Origin of the sequence: Marinifilum sp. (genome assembly GCF_965230805.1) — a bacterium.
In the GTDB taxonomy this organism is placed as follows: Bacteria; Bacteroidota; Bacteroidia; order Bacteroidales; family Marinifilaceae; genus Marinifilum.
Window position 1 is genome coordinate 347711 of the sequence record NZ_OZ246019.1, and the last position, 25600, is coordinate 373310.

General features: G+C 35.4%; 19 protein-coding genes. 8 read left to right on the forward strand and 11 right to left on the reverse strand.

From position 1 onward, the window contains the following. Positions 1 to 90 precede the first annotated feature (90 nt). The 5 genes from ACO05S_RS01425 to ACO05S_RS01445 form a co-directional block, all read right to left on the reverse strand. Positions 91 to 2547: a TonB-dependent receptor domain-containing protein gene (locus ACO05S_RS01425; protein ID WP_421919765.1), complete on the reverse strand. Its 2457-nt coding sequence runs from the start codon at positions 2545 to 2547 to the stop codon at positions 91 to 93. A 379-nt stretch (positions 2548 to 2926) separates the two neighbouring features. After that, positions 2927 to 3769 (reverse strand): patatin-like phospholipase family protein, encoded by an 843-nt coding sequence (locus ACO05S_RS01430; protein ID WP_421919766.1) that lies wholly within the window; start codon positions 3767 to 3769, stop codon positions 2927 to 2929. A 1-nt stretch (position 3770) separates the two neighbouring features. Beyond that, positions 3771 to 4508 carry a lysophospholipid acyltransferase family protein gene (locus ACO05S_RS01435; protein WP_421919767.1) on the reverse strand — a complete coding sequence of 246 codons (738 nt, stop codon included), beginning with the start codon at positions 4506 to 4508 and terminating at the stop codon, positions 3771 to 3773. A gap of 163 nt (positions 4509 to 4671) precedes the next feature. Beyond that, complete coding sequence (locus ACO05S_RS01440; protein WP_421919768.1) at positions 4672 to 5367, reverse strand: SIMPL domain-containing protein; 696 nt, start codon at positions 5365 to 5367, stop codon at positions 4672 to 4674. A 10-nt stretch (positions 5368 to 5377) separates the two neighbouring features. After that, complete coding sequence (locus ACO05S_RS01445) at positions 5378 to 5566, reverse strand: hypothetical protein (RefSeq protein ID WP_421919769.1); 189 nt, start codon at positions 5564 to 5566, stop codon at positions 5378 to 5380. Positions 5567 to 7313: 1747 nt separating this feature from the next. On the opposite strand from ACO05S_RS01445, the gene ACO05S_RS01450 reads away from it, so the two are divergent. From ACO05S_RS01450 to ACO05S_RS01470, 5 genes are all read left to right on the forward strand, one after another. After that, positions 7314 to 7646 carry a hypothetical protein gene (locus tag ACO05S_RS01450; protein WP_421919770.1) on the forward strand — a complete coding sequence of 111 codons (333 nt, stop codon included), beginning with the start codon at positions 7314 to 7316 and terminating at the stop codon, positions 7644 to 7646. 189 nt (positions 7647 to 7835) lie between these two features. Next, on the forward strand, positions 7836 to 8312 hold the full coding sequence (locus tag ACO05S_RS01455; protein ID WP_421919771.1) for a helix-turn-helix transcriptional regulator: 477 nt from the start codon (positions 7836 to 7838) through the stop codon (positions 8310 to 8312). 133 nt (positions 8313 to 8445) lie between these two features. Continuing rightward, positions 8446 to 9429 (forward strand): helix-turn-helix transcriptional regulator, encoded by a 984-nt coding sequence (locus ACO05S_RS01460; protein ID WP_421919772.1) that lies wholly within the window; start codon positions 8446 to 8448, stop codon positions 9427 to 9429. A gap of 298 nt (positions 9430 to 9727) precedes the next feature. Next, on the forward strand, positions 9728 to 11947 hold the full coding sequence (locus ACO05S_RS01465; protein WP_421919773.1) for a TonB-dependent receptor: 2220 nt from the start codon (positions 9728 to 9730) through the stop codon (positions 11945 to 11947). Positions 11948 to 11962: 15 nt separating this feature from the next. Further along, a complete protein-coding gene (locus tag ACO05S_RS01470; protein WP_421919774.1) occupies positions 11963 to 13141 on the forward strand; it encodes a hypothetical protein in 1179 nt (392 codons plus the stop codon). A 1980-nt stretch (positions 13142 to 15121) separates the two neighbouring features. Here ACO05S_RS01470 and ACO05S_RS01475 read toward each other — a convergent pair. The 3 genes from ACO05S_RS01475 to ACO05S_RS01485 all read right to left on the reverse strand — a co-directional run bounded on the left by ACO05S_RS01475 (position 15122) and on the right by ACO05S_RS01485 (position 18765). Continuing rightward, positions 15122 to 16096, reverse strand: coding sequence for a serine hydrolase domain-containing protein (locus ACO05S_RS01475; protein WP_421919775.1), 975 nt, complete (start codon positions 16094 to 16096; stop codon positions 15122 to 15124). An 830-nt stretch (positions 16097 to 16926) separates the two neighbouring features. Beyond that, positions 16927 to 17682: a hypothetical protein gene (locus tag ACO05S_RS01480; RefSeq protein WP_421919776.1), complete on the reverse strand. Its 756-nt coding sequence runs from the start codon at positions 17680 to 17682 to the stop codon at positions 16927 to 16929. A gap of 228 nt (positions 17683 to 17910) precedes the next feature. Continuing rightward, positions 17911 to 18765, reverse strand: a complete 855-nt coding sequence (locus tag ACO05S_RS01485) for a DUF2971 domain-containing protein (protein ID WP_421919777.1) — start codon at positions 18763 to 18765, stop codon at positions 17911 to 17913. 713 nt (positions 18766 to 19478) lie between these two features. Between ACO05S_RS01485 and ltrA the strand changes: the two genes are divergently transcribed. After that, entirely contained in the window at positions 19479 to 20378 is a 900-nt protein-coding gene (ltrA, locus tag ACO05S_RS01490; RefSeq protein WP_421919778.1) for a group II intron reverse transcriptase/maturase, read from the forward strand. 116 nt (positions 20379 to 20494) lie between these two features. Here ltrA and ACO05S_RS01495 read toward each other — a convergent pair whose 3' ends face one another. After that, positions 20495 to 22021, reverse strand: coding sequence for an IS1182 family transposase (locus ACO05S_RS01495; protein ID WP_421918671.1), 1527 nt, complete (start codon positions 22019 to 22021; stop codon positions 20495 to 20497). Positions 22022 to 22099: 78 nt separating this feature from the next. Between ACO05S_RS01495 and ACO05S_RS01500 the strand changes: the two genes are divergently transcribed. Continuing rightward, entirely contained in the window at positions 22100 to 22537 is a 438-nt protein-coding gene (locus tag ACO05S_RS01500) for a group II intron maturase-specific domain-containing protein (protein WP_421921268.1), read from the forward strand. A 43-nt stretch (positions 22538 to 22580) separates the two neighbouring features. Here ACO05S_RS01500 and ACO05S_RS01505 read toward each other — a convergent pair whose 3' ends face one another. Further along, entirely contained in the window at positions 22581 to 23372 is a 792-nt protein-coding gene (locus tag ACO05S_RS01505) for a hypothetical protein (protein ID WP_421919779.1), read from the reverse strand. 218 nt (positions 23373 to 23590) lie between these two features. Between ACO05S_RS01505 and dcm the strand changes: the two genes are divergently transcribed. Continuing rightward, positions 23591 to 24841, forward strand: a complete 1251-nt coding sequence (gene dcm / locus ACO05S_RS01510) for a DNA (cytosine-5-)-methyltransferase (protein ID WP_421919780.1) — start codon at positions 23591 to 23593, stop codon at positions 24839 to 24841. Here dcm and ACO05S_RS01515 read toward each other — a convergent pair. After that, on the reverse strand, positions 24813 to 25520 hold the full coding sequence (locus ACO05S_RS01515; RefSeq protein ID WP_421919781.1) for a PmeII family type II restriction endonuclease: 708 nt from the start codon (positions 25518 to 25520) through the stop codon (positions 24813 to 24815). The genes dcm and ACO05S_RS01515 overlap by 29 nt on opposite strands. Between the last annotated feature and the right edge of the window lie 80 nt (positions 25521 to 25600).

A 25600-nucleotide genomic window follows, 5' to 3' on the forward strand; every position in this document is an offset into this window, starting at 1 on the left:
TCTGGTCTTGCACAAAATCTTATATCAAAACCAGATTAAGTTGCAGCATTAAGTCAAATTAGAACATACAGTTATAGCAATTACATTTGGCTACATTTCAAACTCCTCAACATCAACACCATTTTGTGAACTACGACCACGCTTTTGCTTGTAGTTGTTGATCTTATAACTTAGGTTGATTCTGAAAACAGGCGAATTCATTTCAAACTTGTTAAAGTTGTAGAATCCTTCACCCATGTACTTTGTTTCGTGCTTAAATGTTCCCAATACATCTCTCAATTGGAAAGTTGCGGATAGTTTTCTTTTAAAGAATTCTCTCTTTAATGCTAATGAGGTTGTTAAATATCCGGCACGTTCTCCTTGCGCCCAATCAGTTGGCGATTGATAGTTGATATTCATTTGCAAGCGTGTTCTCTTGTCGAAAATAATAGTAGAGTTATTCCGAAGACTCCAATTAAAGCTTTCAGTTGAATAGTCCTGAGTTACGTTTTCACCAAATGCATTTTCTGTTTCAAAATTTCCTTCCGATTTGTAATGATACACATTACCAATCAAATCATTTTTAAACCATTTAGCAAAAGTTAAATTCAAAGTGGCTTCAATACCCAAAGAATAATCTTTACCAACATTGGCTACACTACTCAACATTACATTTTCATCATAAACCGTTCTAATTCTCTCTACTTTATTGCGGGTAAGCTTATAGTATGACTCTACAGATATGGCCTGATCGCCAAACCTTTTCATATAGCCCAACTCATAGGAGTCGATATATTCAGGATCTAAATCAGGATTACCTTGGCGCACATTATAAGCATCAGTCCAAGTAATAAAAGGTTCTAAATAATAACCCCGCGGTCTGTCGATTCTTCTTGTATAACTTGCCATCAACTGATTTCTAGAACCTAAATCCAATTGAGTATGAATGGTTGGAAAGAAATCCCATCGGTTGATTTTAAACTTTTCAGTCTCACCACTATAATCAACTTCTCTATTGGTATTTTCTGTTCTAAATCCTACTTGATAAACTATAATTCCAAGCTTATCAGCAAAGGTTGCATATAAACCATGAACCTGACGATCGTAGTTCACATTATTACTGTATAAATCCTGATATTCATAATCAGCTGTTGATGTATTGTATTCAAATCTTTTGGTATCTACTTCACTTGAACGAATTTGGCCTTGATACCCAAATTCCAATTTTCTTTCCTCGCCCAAAGGAAGAGTATAGTCAGAACGAATTTCAATTCTTTGTCCAGGCCCTTCCTCCGTGGATCTTTGCCCTGCTGTTTGCACGCCCTTGTCATCAATTAAGGCATTTATCGATTCCTCATCACCACTGGTTCTTCTTGAAAGGCTAAACTGCGTAAACCACTGATGGTCTTTACCGCTAAACTTTTTAGTATAAGACAAACTCGAATTGATAAAATTCATTTCTCTTTTCCAGCGATCTCTGCTATCATAGAATACCGAGGGCTCGCTTTCGGTATATTCTTCGTAATCAAGAAAAGACTTCCGTTCCATATCCCGTGTTCCATATCTAAAAGCAAAAGAAATTTGATTTTTATCATTAATATCGTAGTCAAATCCCGTTTTAAAACCATATCCATCACGGTATCGCTCTGTATCTCCACCCGACAACAAGAAGTTTGTTAGACCCTGCACTTCTGTTCTGTTTTCAGACTCTGAGCTTCCTTTAAACCCTCTTTTACTGTAATCTAATCCGAAATTAAAATTCCACTTCTTCTTCCTGAGGTTTAAAAGAAAATCGGCACTATTGTTTTCATGACTACCTGTATTAAGATTGATAACTCCCGTTAATCCTGATTGTTTATTTTTCTTGGTTACCACGTTAATAATACCGGCTGTTCCCTCAGGATCGTACTTGGCAGAAGGGTTGGTAATGATTTCGATATTCTCAATCATACTGGCAGGCATTTGCTCCAGGATATCAGCAGCGTCGAGTATAGAAGGTTTTCCGTCTACCAGCACAGTAAAATTAGAACTTCCCCTTAGGCTAACATTTCCTTCAATATCAACATTAACAGAAGGTACATTTTCCAATACATCAACAGCATTACCACTAGCCGCAGTAATTTGTCTGCTTACTGGTATAATTTTCTTATCAATTTGATATTTCACAGGCAAACGCTCGCTCGTTACTGTAACCTCGTTAAGCGATTCACTTGCCTGACGCAGACTTATCGTTTTAAGGTCGATGTGCTTTCGTTTTTTACTAATCGGAATATTTGTAACTACTGCTCTATTATAACCTATAAACGAAACTTCGACAAAATAGCTTCCCGTTTTCAGCTTTTTTATTTCAAATGCTCCCTTACTGTCAGTTATGGTGCCGTCAATTAATGTAGAATCGGACATGGTATAGATGGATACCGTTGCATACTCTACCGGCAATTCCAAGGCCTGATCTTTTACCACACCTTTGATCACTCCTCCATGAATTTCTGGTTTTATGATAGGTTCTACTGCTTTTGAAAATAAGGCAAGGCATATGAAGCCAAGTAATAGTGCTAATTTGTTCATTTGTAAGTTGGTTAGTTTTCTTTTGCTCCAATAAACTTACTATTCCTTATTAGACAAAGACCTAAAGATCTATGTTTTTAGACATTTATTAACATTTACCCGATGAAAAGAAACTTATTCGACTTGTTACAGAAGAATTGACAAGTAAAGTAAGAAAAGGTTTAAGCCAAAATCTAAATATTAACAAATATTTAAGAACTGATTTTAATTTGTTTTGAGATTTTTAAGTTTTGTCAGGTCAAAAAAATTGATGCATAGCCATATGCTACGGCTATAATTTTTTTGGAAAAATAAAATCAAACGGACAAAAGAATGAGACTTGTATTGTGGTAATACTGTTATAATATCCCTTCGCATGTTAATAAGCGACAACCAAAATCTACCACTTTTTAATGGCTTCCAATCCTTGCACTTTTCCCAAAAGATAATCTTTATTTAAGACATCTATATTGGTAGTAAATCGCTTGGTTGCAAAAGAATCTGCCGGGCAAATATCAATAATTTCGACCCCTTTGGGAGGATTTTTTATCAATTCTATACTTTGATTGTAGATATCTGGACGCATTTGGATTGCCTTTGCTAAGCCAGGATGTTTTCTGAATAAAAATCGAGACAACATATTTTCACCACCATTTTTCATTCTGAAATCTGCTTTTCGCGAACGGATTACCATTATTTTTGTAGCCCCTCTCTTAATGGCTCGATCAACAGGAATTGGTGCAGACACACCACCATCTGCTACGGTTTCGCCATCAACTTTAAGAAAATTTCTGTAGAACAATGGAACAGAACAACTGGCCTTCATCACATCACTCAAATTCCCTGGAATAGCTTTAATGAACTTAGAGCTACCATCTTTATTCAGGGTAATTCCAATCTCAAAATCGATGTTTTTTGAAAAAAGAAGATCAAGATCAATAGGCAATTCTCGTCCAGTAATCTCCCAAGACCAATCCAAATCCATTAAATGGCCACCTTTCAGGAATTTCTTCCAACTGATATACTCTGGTCTTAAGGAGTAATCGGTAAAAACCTTATAGTTTCTCCCTTTCTGATTTGCCAGATATGCAGCAGCATTTATCGACCCGGCAGATACACCAATAAGCATATCGAACGGAAGAAAAGCTTTCTGCATGAAAGAATCGAGGACACCGGCAGCAAAAATACCTCGCATGGCACCTCCTTCAACCACCAAAGCTGTTTTGCCAGATTGATTTCGCATATCACAATTGGTTTAGCTTCTCACGAATTTGCTTTTCTGCCAAATCAGTAATTTCAATGGCTGATTTTCCATCTGGCTCAATAGGATCAAGAATGCTATATTTCACCCTCTGACCAATACACAAAGGAAACATTCCTTTACGTTCAATTTTGTAGTTTCCATCAACGGCAAAAGGAACAATTAAAGCATTAGGTGCAGCATCAAGCAAAGTTTCAATTCCACCTGATTTAAACTTTCTCATCTTACCAGTTCTGCTTCTGGTGCCTTCAGGAAATATGCAAGCAGCGTAATTATTTTTAGCAATCAGTTTTCCTAGTTTATGGATTTCGGGAATAGCTTGCGACCTGTTTTTTCTATCGATTAAAGCAGCTCCACTATGTCGTAAATTATAGGAAACACTTGGAATGTTTTTAGCCAATTCCATTTTTGAGATAAACTTTGGGTGATACTTTCTAAAAATCCAGACAATAGGCGGAATATCATAAGTCCCCTGATGATTCGACACAATAACAAGTGGACGATCGGAAGGTAAATCCACATCTTTTTCGTAGGTAATTCTGATACCAAGAATGCCAACCAAGCGCATCAGGAAAAAATTAAGAACATCAACAGAATTCTTGTGTGCTTTGTATCCAAAAATCTTAAAGCAGATTACCTGAATTGGATGAAATAGTACTAGTAGTAAAAAGAATAAAAGATAGAAAAGAATGGTTAAGAAATATGATACAATCTTTGTCATTATTATATTGATGATTAATATTCTTCACAAAAGAACAAAAAAATCGCTTAGTGAAGAAATATTAAAACAAACAAAAAACCATGGAAGACAAGGCGCGCAGAGTCCTCCACTCCCTGCTTGCTTTAAGCCTAATCCATGGTTTACTATTTTAGTACAAGTCCATTTACAATATTTTAAAACGCAAATGCACCGAATATTCCAATTTAATTTTTTGGAAATCTAATTTTGGCACATACATTTTTGCCAATGAAGATGAACCTCTAATTTTAAAAGCTGTGTTGGCGTAATCATTTCTAACATGGGATGAATTTTCATTAATGTAAATTGCCTTACCAATTTTCTCACCAATGGCTTCGGTCAATGCTTCCGCCTTTTCTTTTCCAGCCTTTATTGCATTTATTTTAACCTGTTTGCGATACTTCTCAATCTCGGAATGATCAACTCTTAAAATGTTAACATTAGAGATTCTAATCTTCTCTAATTCGATATATACCTTAGCCAGGGTATGAGAATCATTTACTAAAAGTTCAAACTTCTTGGATTTTAGAACATTGGAGCCTTTAAAAAAATGATATTTTAAATTACTACTGAAATCGGAAACTGAAAGTTGTTTTTCTATATCAATTCCTGCTCTTTCCAAAGCCGCAAACATTTTTTGTTCCAGTTGCTCTATGCTCTCTTTGTTCTTGGTATCCTTTTCATCCAAAACGATATTTACGTATATCTCATTGGGTACAACTTCCAATTCGGCTACACCTTTTACTTCAATGTAGTTTTGGTCGATAAAGTTTTTTTGGTTTTGCGCACTAAGATTCAGGCCTATAAACATGACCAACAGAATTACGATACTTCTTTTCATGGTTTTATATTTATGTAGTTTTTGATTTTTCAATAAAACATACATAACATAAATTGTGCCAGAAGTATTTAATTTCTGGGCATAAAAAAAGAGACTCTCCAAAAAGGAATTTATCCGCATACTCAACGACTTTTACCCCTCCGCTGCCGCACGAATTCATTCTTTCCAGAATTCCTATTTCTTCTATGTATTTCCTCATAATTCTTTACTGTTGGTGTTCAGGTTAAGTAATTAATCTATAAAGCCACACGAAAGGATCCTAAATTCCGCAGGTCATGTATCAAGTGTAGTTTCTGAATTTGTTATTGATAATTTGTAACGTTTTGCAAGCTATTTTGACTCAAAAATGGCAATAAATTTGCTTTACCTGCTTGATTTGGTTTTAAGCCTAAAGGGTGTATCATTTCTATTAAGGCGTCACCTGTTATTTTTTGTTATTTAAAATTTGCTCTGTTCATGTAAAAATAATTTAAGTTTTAAATGCCACTGAACCATACAGTCGTAACTTTCTTATTCTACCAAAATATACCCATTTGGCAGGTATACATATGAAACGAAAGATGAATTCTTTGATTCTAAAATGAGGCAATAAGTTTTTAATAAAACCCGAAAATTTCTCGATCATATGCATACAAGTTTTTGCACATAGCTAAAACCTTTATAAATACTGACCCCGATAAAGATTTGACTCGCCATTGGGGAATTTTTCAGCCCCCCTTAAGTCGGGAAGTATCTCAATTTCATTTTTTACCTATCCCCTCGCTCAAATTTCGAGCTCAATTTGAAAAAAGCACCCAATAATTGGCCTTGGAATGCATCCCCTGAGTTCATTTTCTATCTCAATCGAAAAAAGTACAATCTCAATTTATTGTTTTACCATCCCCATTGAAAAAAGTACGATCTCAATTCGATTTTTTATGCCAATAACTGATCAAATAGATATTCCACTTGGTATTTTCTCTATCTCAATTGATTATTTTATGGTCTCAATTACTGCCCCACATTACAATATGCAAAAAAGGAGCAAGCCCCCTTACCTGCTTGCTCCTAACTAATCAAATGAAATACCCTCCTAAGCCCAAATATTAAGAAAAATCCCACCTAAGCTAAATCTTTTAAAATCATTGTTGCCCGGTAAACCGGAATATTATTAATTATTCATATTCAAAACGCTTATGTTCAATGTCAGCATTTTTGTTTTTCAAAAGTAAGCCCCCTAAATATCGGGAAATAGCGAGTTTTGGTATTTGTGCTTGTCTTCTTTTATTACTAAGAGCCAACTCTTCTCTGGATTTTCGAGAAATAAGTATAGGTTGATATAATTCATCAGCTGTTGCCTTATGATGGACACCAGGTTTGAAAATGCCCAGCTACGTTTAACTTTACTCTTTACTAGGGTAAAGAATGCTAATTCCCCGAACTAATTTTTTGACCTATTTTCCTTTCTACTGCGTTAAGCTTTTTCGTCGTAGCTACGGCTATGCCTGTAAACCTTGCCTTGTAAAAAGAAAAATATTTTCAAAAACTTTAATTCGTTTTATTAACACTCTTCACACTAGTGATCCTGATTAAATTCTCTAAGACTAATTGATACAGGTAAAACTAATATGCACTTAGACTACTAATCTTTGCAAAATCCCTACAAATAGTGATTGTATGTAAGTTGCAAGTGCATTAGTTTTAACTGCGTTTAAATCATAGATTTTTACTTTGGCAAAAATAGATACCCAAAGGCATTTAAAACTTGCATAATCGGAAGAGAAACTTATAAAATCAGGATAATCAGAAAGGAATTAGTTAAGCGAAATTAAATCATACGATGAAACTAACAGGATCAAAACAATTATCCCATTAGTTTATTTGGGCACACAGGAAATTGTTTGCTTAAATTTTACCACTTCCTTACACGAATTATCTTGAAGACAAATGTAATAAATTAGTAACAGATGAAATATTCCTACAGCATACATAATGATAACATCAATGATGTAGGAGCTGAAGCCGAAGTACTCTTAAAGTCTGATAAGAACCTCAACAACCAAATATCGAACCATATGAAAAACAAATTGGCATGTATGACTAGCAGGTATCGCTATTTAGGTAATTTTTTATTGGCTGAATGGGACGGAATATACACTGACAACCTTTTTATTAAAGGAACTCCTATTTCTGAAACCGTTTTTGGTTTGAATTTTATTTTGGAGGGATCATGGGGAATGAATATAGGCAAGGCCAGTAATGTCTGCAAAGCAGGAACTAACTTTTTTTTATGGAGCTGAGCAGGAATCAAACAATTGTATTTGCGTTAAAAAAGCAGTAATTTCTCCTCAATAAATGTTGTTTTTCAGAATCACTATTTAGAAACTTTATCAGACAGATACCCAAAATGTTTTAGTGATGTCTGTAAAAGATTTGCCAATGGCGAAACAACAGACTTTATTGAAAAAAACAGGCAAACAACACCTGAAATGATTCAAATATTATCACAAATTAAAAATGCCTACCTTCTGGGTAATGCAAGCGATGTATATACCGAGGCTAAAATAATGGAAATATTAGCTTTACAATTACAGCAAAATACTTATTATCAGGAAATCTTTAAATGTTCCCAATTAAAAAACATTAACGAAGTTGAAAAAAAACGTGAAGCAAAAAGTGTGTTAATTGCCGACTTAAAACAATCGCCAACCATACCCGAACTTTCAAAACATGTTGGAATAAATGAGAGCAAGTTAAAGTACGGTTTTAAGGAAGTTTATAACACAACTATACATCAATACTTGTTTGAGTATAAAATGGATTTAGCCCGAAAACTTTTAATTGATACTAATTTTGCCATTTTTGAAATTGCTCATCAATGTGGTTACGATGAACCAGCATATTTTTCCAATGCTTTTAAGCGCAAGTTTGGCATGTATCCAAGAGAGTTCAGGAGTCGAAATTAATACCTTGTTCTTTGCCCCAAATAAGCTTATGGTGTAAATTCAACAATAAAATACCTGATTTTATTAATACTTATAATATTCTTGATGTAACTTCTTATTTTTAATTAACATTGTACATCTCTATTTTCACTACATGCAAACAATAAAGTATCCTGCCATAGAGCACCCTGATGATTGGCTGAAATGTATTGCAAAAGAATTTTCTAAAAGCATACATAATAATTGTTTAGAAATACCTAAGCACCTGGGAAAAGGAGAATTTAGACAATATTATCCTTGCGAATGGTTAACCGTTTCCTATCTGAAAATTTCGTTAAATGAAGCAATTGAATTCCAACGCATAGGTATGCCCAACAGACCTTACATACCCGTTGTGTTCTATTTGGCGGATGCAAAGCAGGTTGTTGATAATAAACAATACCAAGTTGGAATGCACAAGCCCAATGGTATTTTTATGCCATCTCCTGATATTGAATCCAAATGGGTTATCCCCGCAAACGAATCAATTACAAATTTAACCTTGGCTTTTAAGAAGGAGTGGCTTTTAAGTCAAATACAAGACTCTGGCGCTTATATATCTCAACTCATCAACAACAAAGATTCCTTCTATGTATTTGAAAGTATTACACCAACTCTTTTAAGAACAATTGAAAAAATTGAAAATGAAATAGAATCTAATCAACTTTGTAAGCTTAGCATTTACAGTAGCACCATTCAACTTTTTACTCAGTTTACTAAACAGCTAAACAACAGGGAAAAACTAAATGCAAAAAGTAATATTACATCCTATGATGTAAAGAAATTATTTGAAATTAGGCAATTAATTCTTGATAATATTACAGATGTACCCCTAATAGAAACTCTAGCCTCCAAAGTCGCAATGAGTTCCTCAAAACTGCAAAAATCATTTAAACTGGTATTTGGAAAAAGTATTACTCAATACGCATTAAGAGAAAAAATGAGAATGGCAAAAGATATGTTATCCACTCAAAGCTATTCGGTTAGCGATGTTGCTTATAAATTGGGTTATTCGAATGTAAGCCATTTCGCAAAAGCTTTTAACAAGTGTTATCAAATCAATCCCGGAGCCTATCTCGAATCATTAGCTTGTTTATAGAACTTTTCCATCTTACCACAAATACTTTTCTTGAGTATTCAAATCCCTTTTAGGGGTATCACTCCTTTTACACTTGGATATATTTTTGTTGCAAAATATAAATGGTGTAAAAATGATATTTCCAATAGTAAACAGATTCGTTATATTCAATAAATATATTTCACGTATCTTTTGCTGTGCTTTTTTAATGTTGATTCAAATTTCAATAACCACAGCTAATATAATAACAGTAAGAGTTACAGAATCAGAAACCGGCAAAATTCTAGAGTTTGCAACTGTTAGTTGGACCGAATGCTCAATGCCAAATAAAATTATAGGTGGCGATATAACAAATTCTTTGGGAATAGCAAAACTTGATATTGGTAGTCGAAAAAAAGTTATTGTAACTGCTGGTTTTATGGGCTTCCAAAACGTAAGTCAAACAGTTGATGTTTCATCTTCAACATTCATAGATATAAAACTCCCCCCTCAAGCTAAATCAATTGATGAAATAACTGTCATTGCCAAATCCAAGGAACAGCTTATACGAGAATCACCAGAGGCAGTTTCGGTAATAGGAGCAAAAGAACTTCAAGGCAGAGCCGTTACCATAGAATCGTTCTTGAACCGGAATACTGGTATAAAAATAAGACAAACAGGAGGGCTTGGTAGTAGTTCACGTATCATGATACACGGTTTGGAAGGAAACCGCGTGAAAGTATTGGTTAATGGTACACCCATTGATATGTTCGACGGAATGTTCAGCATTGATGATATACCTATAAATACTATTGATCGTATTGAGGTGTACAAAAGTATTATTCCTGCACGATTTGGAGTTGATGGCCTTGGAGGTGCTATAAATATCGTAACCAAAGAGTTTGATACAGATTATTTTGACCTCTCTTATGAAATAGGATCGTTCAATACTCATAAAGTAAGCAACATGTTTCGTAAAAACTTACCTGAAAAGGGAATGCTTATAGGTGGTGGTGGGTTTTATAATTACTCGCTCAACAACTACGATTTTCATGTACCAAAACGAGAGCATCTAAAAGTTGAACAAGATCATGCCAAATTTGAATCATATATGTTAAAGGGGGTGGTTAAATTCACAAAACTTTGGTTCGATCAAATTTCTCTTGAGCTTGGATATTATAATCGGTTCAGCCAAATGCAGGGTGTAACTGATAATATTCAACATGCACACACCAAACAACAAATGTACTCGATAGAAAACAAGTTTGAAAAAGAGGGTTTTATTAGCAGAAAGCTCAACTTCACAATGCATAATAATTTTGGTCATACGTGTAATAATTTTATTGATACATCTGCATATCGCTACGATTTTGAAGGCAATAGATGGTTAAGTCAAAGCATTTATGGTGAAACTGGTGATGTACCCCACAATTCAAATGATAAAGGAGTAAGCCTTAATAGCCGTATAAATCTTGACTTTTTGGCATCTAGAAATCATTCTATCAACCTAAACAGTGCTTTTTCCTATTCCAAACGCAATCCACAAGACGAATTGGCAAATCAATATGCCAATTACGCCATCAGTGGATATCCTAACAAATTAACTAGTCTCATTTCAAGCTTAACCTGGGAAGCAAAATTTGCTTCGAAAAAAATCATTAATATGCTTTCGGCCAAACATTTTTACATCAATACTAAAGTTGAAGAGTTGGGCTCTCATGTACAGCAAAACACCTCTACAGTAAAGCAAAACACGTCCAACAATATTGGATTTGTAGAGGCTATAAAGTGGCAATTTATACCTGATTTTCACTTAAAAGCATCGTACCAGCGGGCAATTCGTCTGCCTGCAACCAACGAATTGTTTGGAGATGGAGTATTAATAATTCCAGCAGCTAATCTAAAACCCGAACAAAGCCATAATGTGAATTTTGGACTTTTAACTGATAAAAGTGGTGTACTCTGCACAAAACGTTTACAATTTGAAACTGGCTTGTTTTATATGAACATCAAAGATATGATTGCCTTTGTAGAACAATATAGGGTAGCTGGCTATGCCAATATCGAGCAGGTTGAAATTAAAGGAGTTGAGGCCGAATTAAAACTTGATATTAATAAACACTTTTACACCTACGCAAATATTACATATCAGGATGCAAGGAATATTCTTAAGTATGACCCAATAAGTAATTCACCCAATCCTAAATATGGTCTTCGAATGCCAAACATGCCTTACCTTTTTTCCAATTTCGGGCTTGAATACCATAACGGTGAATTGTTTAATGAAAACTGGTTTATAAAACTATTTTGGGATGGACGTTTTACTGAGAAGTATTATTATTCATGGAAATTAAGCTCAAACCAATCACGAACCATACCCTCCTGTTTTATTAACGATATCGGTGTATCAGCCGAGTTAAAAAAACGATTTACAATATCAGCCGAATGCCACAATATACACAATTCAGAAGAGTGGAATCTATACCAAACCCCCTTGCCAGGCAGATCATTTCATGTGAAGCTACGATACACTTTTTTAAAATCACGTGATTATCAATAATTAAAATTAACAAATATGAAAATCAAATTTTTTACCATTTCTGCATGCTTAGTATTACTGTTTGTTGCATGTGACAAGGATGATAATAACAGTGTTCCACAAGAGGATACACGGAACTTCTTTTTTATCAATTCTGTTGATTTAAGTGCATATGCTGGCACATTCAGCGACATGTCGAAACCTTCAATAGATAACAGTGATGCTTATGAATATCCATTTGGCATTTATCCATTTGTTCATGGAAATACCATCTTACTTCCCGAAGGAACAAAAGGTGATATTATTCACAAGCTTATTCGCAATAACGAGGGTAAAATTACCCAGTCTGGTTCTTTAAGCTTTGAACAAGGTGCGCGTCCAGGCGAAATAACTTTTCTGGACAAAAATACTGCTTATGCTTCTTTAAACGGACGAGGCAAAATGGCTATTTTCGATCCTGAAACCTTGCAAAAAAAGGGGGAAATAGATCTAAAAGAAACCGCTGCTGTAGACAATAACCCCGATCCCGGCTGTAATGTTATTCGCAAGGGTAAAATGTTCGTAGCTTTAAATCAGCTGCAAACGGTTCATACCTCTGTTCCGGGAACTGGAGCTGAAGTGGCGGTAATCGATCTAACCTCAAATACTCTCGAAAAAGTAATTAAAGATGATCGAACCTGTGTTGTAGGTTTATTTCGCCATTCTGATGCAATTGTTGATGAAAAAAATGACATTTACTTTTACAGCCAAGGAATAGATGGAATGAATCCACTAAAAGATGGATTTCTACGAATAAAAAATAATGAAACCCAATGGGATACCGATTACTATTTTAAACCTTCGGAGACTAAAGTAAGTGGACTTAACGAATCGGCAACATATGGTTTATCGTTTTACTATGCAGGTAATGGAATTGCTTATTCAACATTAATGTTGCCTTCAAAATCCAGTTATCCTCCAGATTATTTAAGCGACAAAAATTTTCAGGCTGTTAAAATTAATTTATGGGATAAGACCATTGAAAAAATAGACTTACCACTTTCTACCAGCATGGGTGCATTTGGAATAACCGAATATAACGGAAAAATAGTTTTTGGATTGGTAGCAGAACCAGGCTCAGGATATTACACTTACGACCCACAAACAGGTGATTGTTCTAAAACTCCCATAACAACTGTGGCCGGTATTCCATCGGATATTATTGCTTTCGAATAAAACAGTGGAATACTAGATTACTGGCAAGACAGGTCAGAAACCCGGATATCTTTTTCTTCCGGTTTCTGACCTTTCCTTATTTTTTTCGGAGAGTATAATGCGAAAAGATATACATCATTTAATTGTTTCACAGATCTTTTGCCGGAAATATTATGAATAAACCCGCTGATTCTTACTCAAATCATACTCCTGCTAACGTTTTACCTTAGTTAGTAAGATTTTTACCCTATTGAGTAACTGAGACTATTGATTGACTTACATTTCCCCTAATATGAGTTAACTAAAACGCCAGTATTTATAAGTATGATGGGGAATGTAGTTAGTCGATTTAAGCACTTAATAATTTAAAGCACAAACAAAACACACAGAAAAAACAAAGCCTTAAAAGCTTCTGAATTCAATTACCTTTAAGGCCTTAATCTTGTTTCTTACAAATATTACTTAATTGTGCAACGGTTACTTTTGTTAGGCAACGTTTTTCCTTTCCTAAATAATTATCCCAGATTTTATCAATTCTCCAAGAATTATCAAAAGTATACTTGATACAATTCCTTTTATTAAGGTCAGTTTATGAAGGATTAATCTTATTCCTATAAATATTCCCAAAAGTCCAAGAACTGAATTTAGAATCAGTGTCCATTCTCGATACATAAACATCCAAAGTAATCCTGAATAATTATACTGGTACAGTAAATATAAATTGTCCCAAATCCAGTAAGCATTGATTAGAATTATTATCAGCCCAGTAATTAAATGCTTGTCTATTATTTTTCTATTCACTGATTTTGTAGTTATTAAATTGTCTTACTTTCTTTCTTTGTTCACTTTCAACTACGGAATAAACCATAAATGGGACAATAATTATTCCTACCAATCCTGCAATCATATAGATGTAAGTGAATTGAAAAAGATAGTCCCAAATCCATATTAACACCAAAGGAGTTCCAGCAAGGAATATTGTCAGTCCGATGATTTGTGTAATCTTACTTTCAGTTGCATTTATTCTATTTAAGTGATAAAAGTCTTTATGTCCACATATTCTACAAGTAAGTTCGATTTTATTACCTATTGATTTTGATAATTCACCTCTATCAGACTCCCAACGTGAAAATCTAATCTCCTTATTACAATTATGACAATTTGTGTAAAGTCTCATATCAAATGTTGCCTAACGTTCCGGGTATGGTTTCGTTGGCGTTTTCAAAGCTCAAATTTATCAGTTTGCAAGATAAGAAGTATTGAAAAACCAATGCTCGCACCACTATCCCGCCAATGAACTATACCCATTGTGTGTGCCCTGCATGAGCAAGAGTACACTTATCTGTAAGCTCTTGAAAAAGTTTAAATATGCAAATATTTGATCAAACGAGCTAACAATAAGTATGTTAATTTTCCAGAGGGTGCAAGTCCCTTATGTGCCGAGGTGACTCTCGGAAGCATTAGTAAGTCGCAAGGTGGTTTACCGTGAGGTATGCACTGAAGGAAGCGAGACTACAAAATCTGGTACTGACGAACAGGAACCTGATATGAGGCTATGAGCTTGGATAAGGCAGCACATCATGTCGACGTCCTAACTCTTTTTTAGAGAAACACCAAAGTAGTAGATCAGGCAGGAATTGGAGGAAGGAAAATGCTCTTACCAGGGGAGATCTTGTCAACCACGAGTTGGTTATGGCAAGAAGTCAGCAGAAGCCATAGTAGTTAGGGGAAATGAGCCACAAATAGAAACTGTGGAGGTCTCACAAAGTAGCGAAGGGCTGAACCTTAGGTTGTCTTAAATTCAATAAGGAAGCTCTCATTTATTTGAGTCTAGCCTTATTCTAAAATCGGGCAAAGGTTGTTGTTGGTGTAAAGAGCGATGACACTGATACCTAACGAACCGCCGTATACGAGACCCGTACGTACGGTGGTGTGAGAGGTGTACCAGTGGGCTGTTAGCTCTCTGGCCATCTACTCGATTGTGTGCAGTTTTTATTGTCCTTATTTTTCAATTAAAGGTATTATATGTTTTCTTATAAATTCAATCCTGTCTTTGGCTCTTGGTAAAAATCGTGAAGTAATAGAAACTACAATTTTTCTTGTTGAATCCACATAGATTATATTTCCTCCATCACCTATTGCCGCAAAACAATTGCTATCCAAATCATTCATTATCCACCATAAATAGCCATAGGTCAAATCACCCCATTTGCTGTGAACCATGGTACTTTTCTCAATCCACTCTTGAGATATTATCTGTATGTTATCCCATTTACCTTTATTCAGGTATAATTGTCCAACTTTTGCCAAGTCTTTGGTCGTTAATGTCAGTCCCCAACCTGCCGTATTTGTTCCTTTGGGGTCGATTACCCAACCACTTACAAATTTATCTTTTAGAAATGAAGTGTGCTCATCCCTACTATCTATCTTTATATTTTTTGGGGGATTAATATCAAGTGGCTCAAACAGATATTCAGTTGCAAAATCAATTACAGTTTTCCCTGATGCTTTCTCAATTACACCTGATAACACCTGTAATCCAATCGTTGTGTATTTAAAATCACCGCTTAAAGTTTTACCTCCCAATAAATCCAAAACCGACTTAGTCCAGTTATCACTCGAATATACTTTTGTGTATGGTTCATATTTGTATTTATATGGAGCAGTCATTGTCAATAAATGCCAAATAGTAATCTTCTGAATTGTCTTTTCACCTCTCTTTGTTTTATAATCTGGGTAAAAATCTAATACAAACTGCTCTACTCCTAAAATCAGTCCTTTATCTATGGCTATACCGATTAGTATAGATATGATGCTTTTTGTGACTGAAGCTATATGAATCTTGTCCTTAACATCATATCCTTGAAAATAACTCTCATATATTGTTTCTTTATCATCTTGAACAACAATACCTGCAATATTATGATATTCATTTTCAACTAGGCTAATCAAGTCATTAGGAAGTGTTTTTGTCATCTTATTGGTTAGTTTTATTGGTCATACTATCATTCGTTCCTGTAACGCCAAATTGCACCCAACGGCTACGTATATGAAACGTTTGGCATTTCGGAGAGCAAACCTGTCAAACCGCTACAATTTTTAATAAATGTAACAGCCTTAAAATTAGCACTATCTGCCAAATGTTTTATATACTTTGTGTGTGCCCTGCATGAGCAAGAGCACACTTATCTGTAAGCTCTTGAAAAAGTTTAAATATGCAAATATTTGATCAAACGAGCTAACAATAAGTATGTTAATTTTCCAGAGGATGCAAGTCCCTTATGTGCCGAGGTGACTCTCGGAAGCATTAGTAAGTCGCAAGGTGGTTTACCGTGAGGTATGCACTGAAGGAAGCGAGACTACAAAATCCGGTACTGACGAACAGGAACCTGATATGAGGCTATGAGCTTGGATAAGGCAGCACATCATGTCGACGTCCTAACTCTTTTTTAGAGAAACACCAAAGTAGTAGATCAGGCAGGAATTGGAGGAAGGAAAATGCTCTTACCGGGGGAGATCTTGTCAACCACGAGTTGGTTATGGCAAGAAGTCAGCAGAAGCCATAGTAGTTACGGGAAATGAGCCACAAATAGAAACTGTGGAGGTCTCACAATGTAGCGAAGGGCTGAACGTTAGGTTGTCTTAAATTCAATAAGGAAGCTCTCATTTATTTGAGTCTAGCCTTATTCTAAAATCGGGCAAAGGTGTTGTTGGTGTAAAGAGCGATGACACTGATACCTAACGAACCGCCGTATAAGAGACCCGTACGTACGGTGGTGTGAGAGGTGTACCAGTGGGCTGTTAGCTCACTGGCCATCTACTCGATTGGGGTTAGTTATTCTACCTTCAATCCAGTCGATATATTGCAAATCAACTATTTTAATTTTTAGGTTCTTAGTAACTTTCTCATTTGAAATCAAGTAGAGATTCAAGTTTAAATCTTTATCAAGTCCGAAATGTTTACTTTTTGAGTCAGAAATGACACAATAATCAAATGAGTCATTCTCCTTATCCGTCAGCTGAGAATTGAGTTTAATTAAAAAAGATTTTTTTTCATTCTCCAAAGTGAATTGTTCAATAATTTTTCCAGCAAATGCGATTGATTCAAATTCATTATTTTCTCGAAATCGAATCGCTTCAAATTGTTTTCCTCTATAAGAACTCAGTCTAAGAGTTTGATAAAAAACTAAATATAAAAATGGCACTAAATTTAACTCCAATTTATGACCTGCATTATTAATGTCAAAAGATTGTCCAATTTGAAGTTCAAAAAATTGCTTTGCTTTATAAATGGATTTCCAATATTTAACGCCTTCGGCATTTATTAAATATTCGGAAAATTCAACGAATTGAACTAAAATCCAAGTTAGAATAAGATACCTAAAAAAATCTATTTTCTTAAAATAAAGTGCAACACCTATCAATCCGATAAATGAAGTAAGAATACTTAAATATTTACTGAACTCATTAATGCTGTATTCAAAAATTAATACGTCAAACAATCCAAGTGTTGACATTCCCAGAATTATCCATATAAAGATTCTGCTCGTTACTTTTTTCATATGTTCGTTCGTCTTTTTTTTAATTAACCCCAACGTTGGCTAGATGAAGCGTATGGCGATTTAACGAACCAAACCTTCCAAACTCCACTGAGCCAAATCTTTTATTTGTTCTTATCTTTCATTTCTAAAGCCAAATCAAAGATTTGGCGGTGTTTAATTTCCAAACCACACTTCCAGAATGCCACGAACGCCATATGCTTTATACTAGCGTGTTATAGGCTGGCGTTTTTATATTTTAATTCTTTCAAGTGAATAACATGTTTTACTTGTCTTCATTTTAAATAAATCAATTGACATATTCTCACAGTATTCCTTTATCTTTTCTTCATTTTCTGGACTTGTCCTACAACCTAAAACAATACTGTCAATTGCTTCCATATTAATCTTAAACAGATGTAAATCTTCCTTTGGAGTAAGAGGTTTTACCGTATCCGATTTCTCAAGTTTATTGACTTGTCTCCATTCATTTTCATAAGCCCAATCTTTACTTTTAGTATATAAAAAAGATTCAGACCATTTATGTGTACGTTCTTTGCGACTTTCTTCAAGTTCGAATAAATTGATTTGCGGCCTGTTATTAGTATACCTTACTTTCTTCGGTTTATTTAATATTTGGTCACTTTGGGTTATAAAAGAGTTAGAGTCAAAACCTATTAAAAATCCCTTATGGTCATTGGCATAATGAGACCACATTGTCAGATTATCATTTTCTTCAGACAAACTCAAAATTCCTAATTGCTTATTCCAGTGAGATTTCATGAATTTAGAAAAGTCATTTACTTTTGTTCCACGAAATGCTTCATACATTTCTTTTATTGACTTGTCTCCATTACTAAAAATCTTCTTAAGTCTTTCAATTGACGCTTTAGAGTCTTCCGAAACATTTTCAGTTAACCATTTATAGGTCGAATCATTTAACACACTCATAAATAAAGTATCTACAAGTTCCTTAGAAAAAGCTCCCATAACATTCGGCAATGATTCGAAAGGGTCATTAAAAAACTCTGGTGGAGTGAACCTAAGTAAACCATCTTCGAATACATTAATGATTCTTTCATCTGATAGATACTTGTATAATATCATATTTTCCAATTCTAGTGCGTATTCGCTTGCCTATAACGGTTGGCGGTATGAAACGTTGCGCATTTCGAAGCTCGTACCTATCAAACCGCTAAGCCGTTTATTAAATGTTATGTTGTTCAAATTTTGCACTATCTGCGCAATGTTTTATGACCGCGTGTGTGTGCCCTGCATGAGCAAGAGCACACTTATTTGTAAGCTCTTGAAAAAGTTTAAATATGCAAATATTTGATCAAACGAGCTAACAATAAGTATGTTAATTTTCCAGAGGGTGCAAGTCCCTTATGTGCCGAGGTGACTCTCGGAAGCATTAGTAAGTCGCAAGGTGGTTTACCGTGAGGTATGCACTGAAGGAAGCGAGACTACAAAATCCGGTACTGACGAACAGGAACCTGATATGAGGCTATGAGGTTGGATAAGGCAGCACATCATGTCGACGTCCTAACTCTTTTTTAGAGAAACACCAAAGTAGTAGATCAGGCAGGAATTGGAGGAAGGAAAGTGCTCTTACCAGGGGATATCTCAGGAACTACGGGTTAGTTGTACTGAGAAGTCAGCAGATACCATATTAGCTATTGGTAACGAGCCATGAATAGAAACCATGGAGGTCTCACAAAATAGTGAAGGGTTGAACGTTAAGTTGTTCCAAATGTTGCAAGGAAGCTTTCTTATGATTCTAGCCTTGCATTAAGCGGAACAGGGAAAAAGTAATTAAAATGATTGAGCAAATACTAACAGGCAAGAACTTATTACGAGCCATGTACGGGGTTCAAAAGAACCACGGTTCTGCAGGTGTTGATCATATGCCTGTAACCAAACTTACAGACCTCATGTCGATTAATCGGGATGAGCTGACTGAAAAGGTTCGTACAGGAAAGTATTTGCCCCATGCAATTTTAGGTGTGGAGATTCCAAAAGGGAACGGAAAGATGCGCTTATTGGGTATTCCGACCGTAACCGATCGTTTGCTTCAGCAAGCGGTATTGCAGATAATCACGGCAAAATTCGAGTTTGAATTCTCAGACAATAGTTTTGGATTTCGACCAAAGCGAAGTCTGCATCAGGCAGTCATGAAAGCACAGGGATATATTAACGATGGCTTTCAGCATATTGTAGATATCGACCTGCAAACTTTCTTTGATGAAGTGGATCACTGCTACCTATTGCAGTTACTTTATCGAAAGATAAAATGCAGAGAAACAATGCGCCTGATTCGTAAATGGCTGCGAGCCCCGATTTTAATTGAAGGCAAACTGGTCAAACGAAGAAAAGGAGTACCACAAGGTAGTCCACTAAGTCCTCTTTTGTCCAATATCATGTTGCATGAACTGGACAGAGAACTGGAACGCCAGAACTTACGCTTTGTACGCTATGCGGATGATTTTAGCATTTATTTTAAAACAAAATCGCAAGCCCGACAAGTTGGGAATTCGATTTACAAGTTTTTAAGAGACAAGCTAAAATTAAAAATCAACAGGGAAAAGAGTGGAATTCGCCGACCAGTTCACTTCACCCTTTTAGGGTTTGGCTTTGTACCAACCTACAAGAAAGGGGAACGAGGCAAATATCAATTGGTAGTTTCCAAAAAGAGTTGGAAAAACTTAAAGCAAAAGTAACCGTTGCACAACCAAGTAATATTTCTAAAAAATAAGATAAAAGCCATAAAAGTATGCGGATTTGCAAGCTTTTAAGGCTTTGTTTTTTCTGTGTTTTTTGCTTGTGCTTTAAATTATTAAGTGCTTAAATTAACTCTAATTAAGCCAATACACTTCTTCAGGGAATGAAACAGAACAATGGCCTGATTTGTCATTGTTTCAGCTGTTTTATTCATAAATTTCATTAGTTTTTTAAGGTTATAGGCTGTTGCAGACATGTGCATTACCTTATTGGCCTGGGCAATTCCTATAGTGTTGATTTTTCGAAGTCCCATAAATTGTGTTAAGGTTCCGAATACAGGCTCGACTGTAGATTGCCGTTTGCCTTTCATGTATCTGCCGAACTTGCTCTTCACCCTTTTGTTGTTGCGTTTATACTGTTCTACATACACAGTTATTGCGATGCGTTTTTCGTGACTTTTGCCCAGGCATTTCTTCTTGATAGGACAGTTTTTGCAATCGCTTCGTTTGGTCAGATAATGATTCTGAAGAGAGTTGGTTACCATTTTTGTTTTTCGAAAAGTAACTTTCTTTCCCATGGGACAAATCCAGTAGTTTTCCTCTTTACAGAAAGTAAATCCTTCGGGACCGCCCTTGTAAGTTCCGTGTGGAGGTATGTAGCTGATAATGTTTTCCTTTTCCAGAAAAGCATAGTTTTCTCCGCTACTGTAACCGGCATCGGCAAGAAGGGTTGTCCACAACAAACCTTGATTTTTAAGTCTTCGCTTTAAACGCTTTGTGGCATCCTGCAAGTATTGATTGTCTTTTTTATCAGCATGGTAGGCTTTTACATCGGTGATCACATGATTGGCAGTATCAACACTGATATTATTTAGATAATTCAGCTTTCTGGCTTTGCCAGGTTTTACGCTGATTCTTGCATCGGGATCGGTTGGGCTGTAATGGGTTTTGTTACTGGTATACTTGGCTCCTTTGTTGGCAGCTCCCGGACGTTGATCCTGATTCTTTTGCCAATTACGATTGCGGGATTTTATTTCCTGCAATTCTCTTTTATCGGCTGTAATGATTTGCTGATTGCGAGAAGCCTTATTCTTTTTAGGCTTCCTGTCTTCTCTACTCTGGTAGCGAGCTTTTTGAAGATAAGCCTCCAGCTGTTCTTCAGGAACTTTCAGTTCCAAACTATCCATGCTGGCATTGGCTTTTATTGGTGCTGAATCCATGGCCTGAGTATGACCTGCAACCATTCCCTTGTCTACACACATGCTTAAAATATGAGTAAAAACCTCTTCAAATATCTTTTCGGGAAACAGTTGTCTTGTTCTGCTTAAAGTACTGTGCCATGGCAATTGCTCATCGATATCAAATCCTAAGAAAAATAGGATATCCAATCGCATGGAGCAGTGTTCAATTAACTGTCTGTCACTTATGATATTTTCTAAATACCCAACTAAACAGAGTTTATAAAAAACAACAGGATCAATGCTCTTCTGTCCACATTTCCCGTAGTAAGCTTGAGTCTTTTTGTATAAAAAGGATAAATCTAAAACGGATCTTAATCTTCGATAGAAATTATTTTCAGGAACTCTTCCGGAGAGTTGAAAGCTGGAAAATAACTTCTCTTGGTAAAGTTTCTTTCCTTGCATTTTTATTTACAAGTTAAGCTATTATCATTGCTAAGTAAAGTTATTATTGTTAGTTTTATTAACAAGTTATCAAGAGTTGTGCAACAGGCACAAAAGCTAAAAACCATCACCCGAAAAACGACTCCTATGAGTTTTGAAGAACGTATTCAAAAACTTGCTGAGGTTCAAAGAGGTTGGGTAAACAACTTCCGAATGGCTAGTATGCTGGTTAAACTTCAAGATGTTGATGGATGGATTCGTAACAGGCTCAGATATTGTATCTGGCATCATTGGAAAAAGCTTGAACGAAAAAGGAAAAACCTGATTCGTTTAGGAGTAGAACAGGGTCAAGCCTATGCATGGTCTCGTTCTCGAATGGGAGGTTGGGCAATTGCTCAAAGTCCAATACTTGGAACTACAATAACTCTTGACCGATTGAAGAAGCGAGGCTACGAATCAATGCTTGACATTTACAAGAAAATTTCCCCACAACTTAACGAACCGCTGTATACGAGACCCGTACGTACAGTGGTGTGAGAGGTTCTCCGCTAGGCTAATGGCCTAGCGGCTGCCTACTCGATTATGGGCATGGGTTTTCTTCTTGGAGTTTTCCATAAATAGTTCCGTCAATATCGAATTGGCTTTTTCCGTATTCAAGTCGTATGATTTTTCCGCAGTTCACTTGAATTACGAAAGCAAAGTTCTCCATTGAGGCGGACATATTACCTGAACCATTCTCAATGTGGTCTAAATATCCTGGCAAAGCTCTTTTCAATGGCTCAATTTCGTCTCCAACCTTGTATTTCGGAATTGTCTTAGCCACAATTTCCTGCCTGATTTCATCAGTCATAAAACGATAAACCAAGCTTGGGGCAAGAAGAGGTAAAAGCCAAAGGAAAAAACCTAGAATTATTGCTGGTGATAGAATGAATATTGTTTTTGTTAATGGTCTTCGATTAAGCAATTCGATTAGATTTTGGTTCCTTATCAAAAGTGAATAGGCTAGTCCGAAGAAAAATCCGACTAGAATTGCTTGTAGCAAAAACATTGTCACTAATTCAAAGCTTCTAAAAATTCCACCTACAATTATTGAATATGTCAATGCTCCATAAACTGTAGATACTGGTATAAATATTTGTGGTTTAAATAGTTTTTTTGAATGGTCAAGTCGACTTATTGGCCAAATAATGAAAACAGCCCAAGCAATTGTTATGAAAAGTCCTGACCAAAAAATAATTACTCCACTGTCGTCTGCTTTTCCATCTTCCGAGACAAGGTAAATTGAATTGAGAATGTTCATCAATGTCCAAGCTATGGTCATTGAGAAAAATCCAATTGTTTGTTTAACGTTATTTACTTTCTGTGTCGTCATTTTTCACCTTGCCCATAACGTCTCGTATATGAAACGTTTGGCGTTTATTGCACTATCTTTCAAAATACCTAAAAATATTTTTACTTGTAATAGCTTCAAATATAGCACTTTCTGCCAAATGTTTTATATACATTGTTGGCGGTTCGTTCTTTTTCCTTTCTTTGTTAATCATTTCGTTATATATTTGTAACCATTGTATAAGGTTTAATAAGGTGGTTATGAGCGAATATTTATCTCTTTCAGAAACAGCAGAATTAGTCGGAAAATGTAAAGAAACCCTTAGAAGGTGGGATAACGAAGGTATTCTTAATGCTGTTCGTGAACCTGTTTCGAATTATCGTGTTTACAAAAAAACTGATGTCCATGCGTTATTAGGAAATCTATTTGATGATATAAAAGAGGAAGAGGTTTCTAACTATGTGAAGCCTAATCATAACTATTCAGTCCTTGAACTTTTTGCAGGTGCTGGTGGACTTGCTGTTGGACTTGAAAAATCAGGTCTAAAATGTATTGCTTTAAATGAAATAGATAAATGGGCTTGTAATACTTTAAGAAAAAACCGACCTCATTGGAATGTTCTCGAAGGAGATATTAAGGATTTTGACTTCTCGAAATATAAAAACCAAGTTGATGTTGTTACTGGCGGTTTTCCTTGTCAAGCTTTTAGTTATGCAGGAAAAAAGCTAGGTCTCAAAGATGCACGAGGTACTTTATTTTATGAATTTGCTCGTGTTGTTCAAGAAGTATCTCCTGCAATCTGTATCGGTGAAAATGTCCGTGGTCTACTGAGCCACGAAAAAGGCAAAACATTACAAGGCATGATTTCAATTCTTGACGAAATCGGCTATAATGTTGTTCCTGTTCAAGTTTTAAAAGCTATTAACTATAAAGTTCCACAAAAAAGAGAACGTTTAATCCTAGTAGGTATTCGAAAAGATATTGATATAAAATATGAATATCCAAAGCCTCATAAAAGAATATACAATCTGTCAGATGCCCTTAAAAAAGGGGAATTATTCGATAAAAATGTTCCAAAATCAGATGGAGCAAAATATCCTCAATCAAAGAAAGATGTCCTTGATTTAGTTCCTCCTAAAGGTTATTGGCGCGACTTACCGTTAGATATTCAAAAAGAATATATGGGCGGTAGTTTTTATCTAGGTGGCGGAAAAACTGGAATGGCTCGCCGAATCGGTTGGGATGAGCCAAGTCTAACTTTAACTTGTAGTCCAGCACAAAAGCAAACTGAACGTTGTCATCCCGATGAAACTCGTCCGTTTACAGTCCGTGAATATGCTAGAATTCAAACATTTCCTGACGAATGGAAATTTGATGGTTCAATTGCTCAGCAGTACAAACAAATTGGAAATGCTGTTCCTGTAAATTTAGGTAGAGAATTAGGATATTCAATTGTTGGTTTTCTTAATAAATATTACACAATTAAAAATCAAAAAGGGGAGAATTCTTAATTTCCTCCTCTAAATCAACACATCCCTGATTTATTAAATCTTTTGTGTCAATGGTAAGAATACTCTTGTGCAATTCATCTACTAATCCATCGTAGAAATTTGGAAACCCAGTTAGTCTATGCCAAAATTCTTTACCAATTATCACAGGAAATTGCTGGTCTATTCTTTTATAATGCTGACTTAATTGGTTTTCTTCTCCATACAGAACACCTAAAATCAAATCTGAGTTATTCAGATTCATTGAATTAGTTCGTGCCAAATTAGTAACTGTTGTAAATTTCTTTATCAATGGATTTACGTCTTCAGAGTTTATTGTATTTGGACCAGATTTCAATTGACACCATTTTTGTCGATTATCAATTTTATCAGTAAACTCAATATCCATTCCCTTAATCAAAGAACCTTGTGCCAATCCAAGTTCAACAAACATATTCTGTATGCGTGTTCCAAATGAAGTATTTATTGAGGTTCCTAATACTCTTGGGTAATATAAAGCTTTAGCAACTCCTTTAGCTGTGTAATCTCCTTCAAGTACTTTCGATAAATACTTTACAACAATCGGGTTGATGTTGTATGATTTTAATTTAGCATTATTCTTTAATGAAGCTTCAATATGATTTTTGAATATTTTCGTTTCAAAATACTCTACAATTTTTGCAATTAACTCTTTCTCTGTCATAATAATCCTTGATAAAAAATCAAAGATAACAAATTCATGTTATTATTCGCATTTCGCTCCTTGAATGAACGCCAACGTTT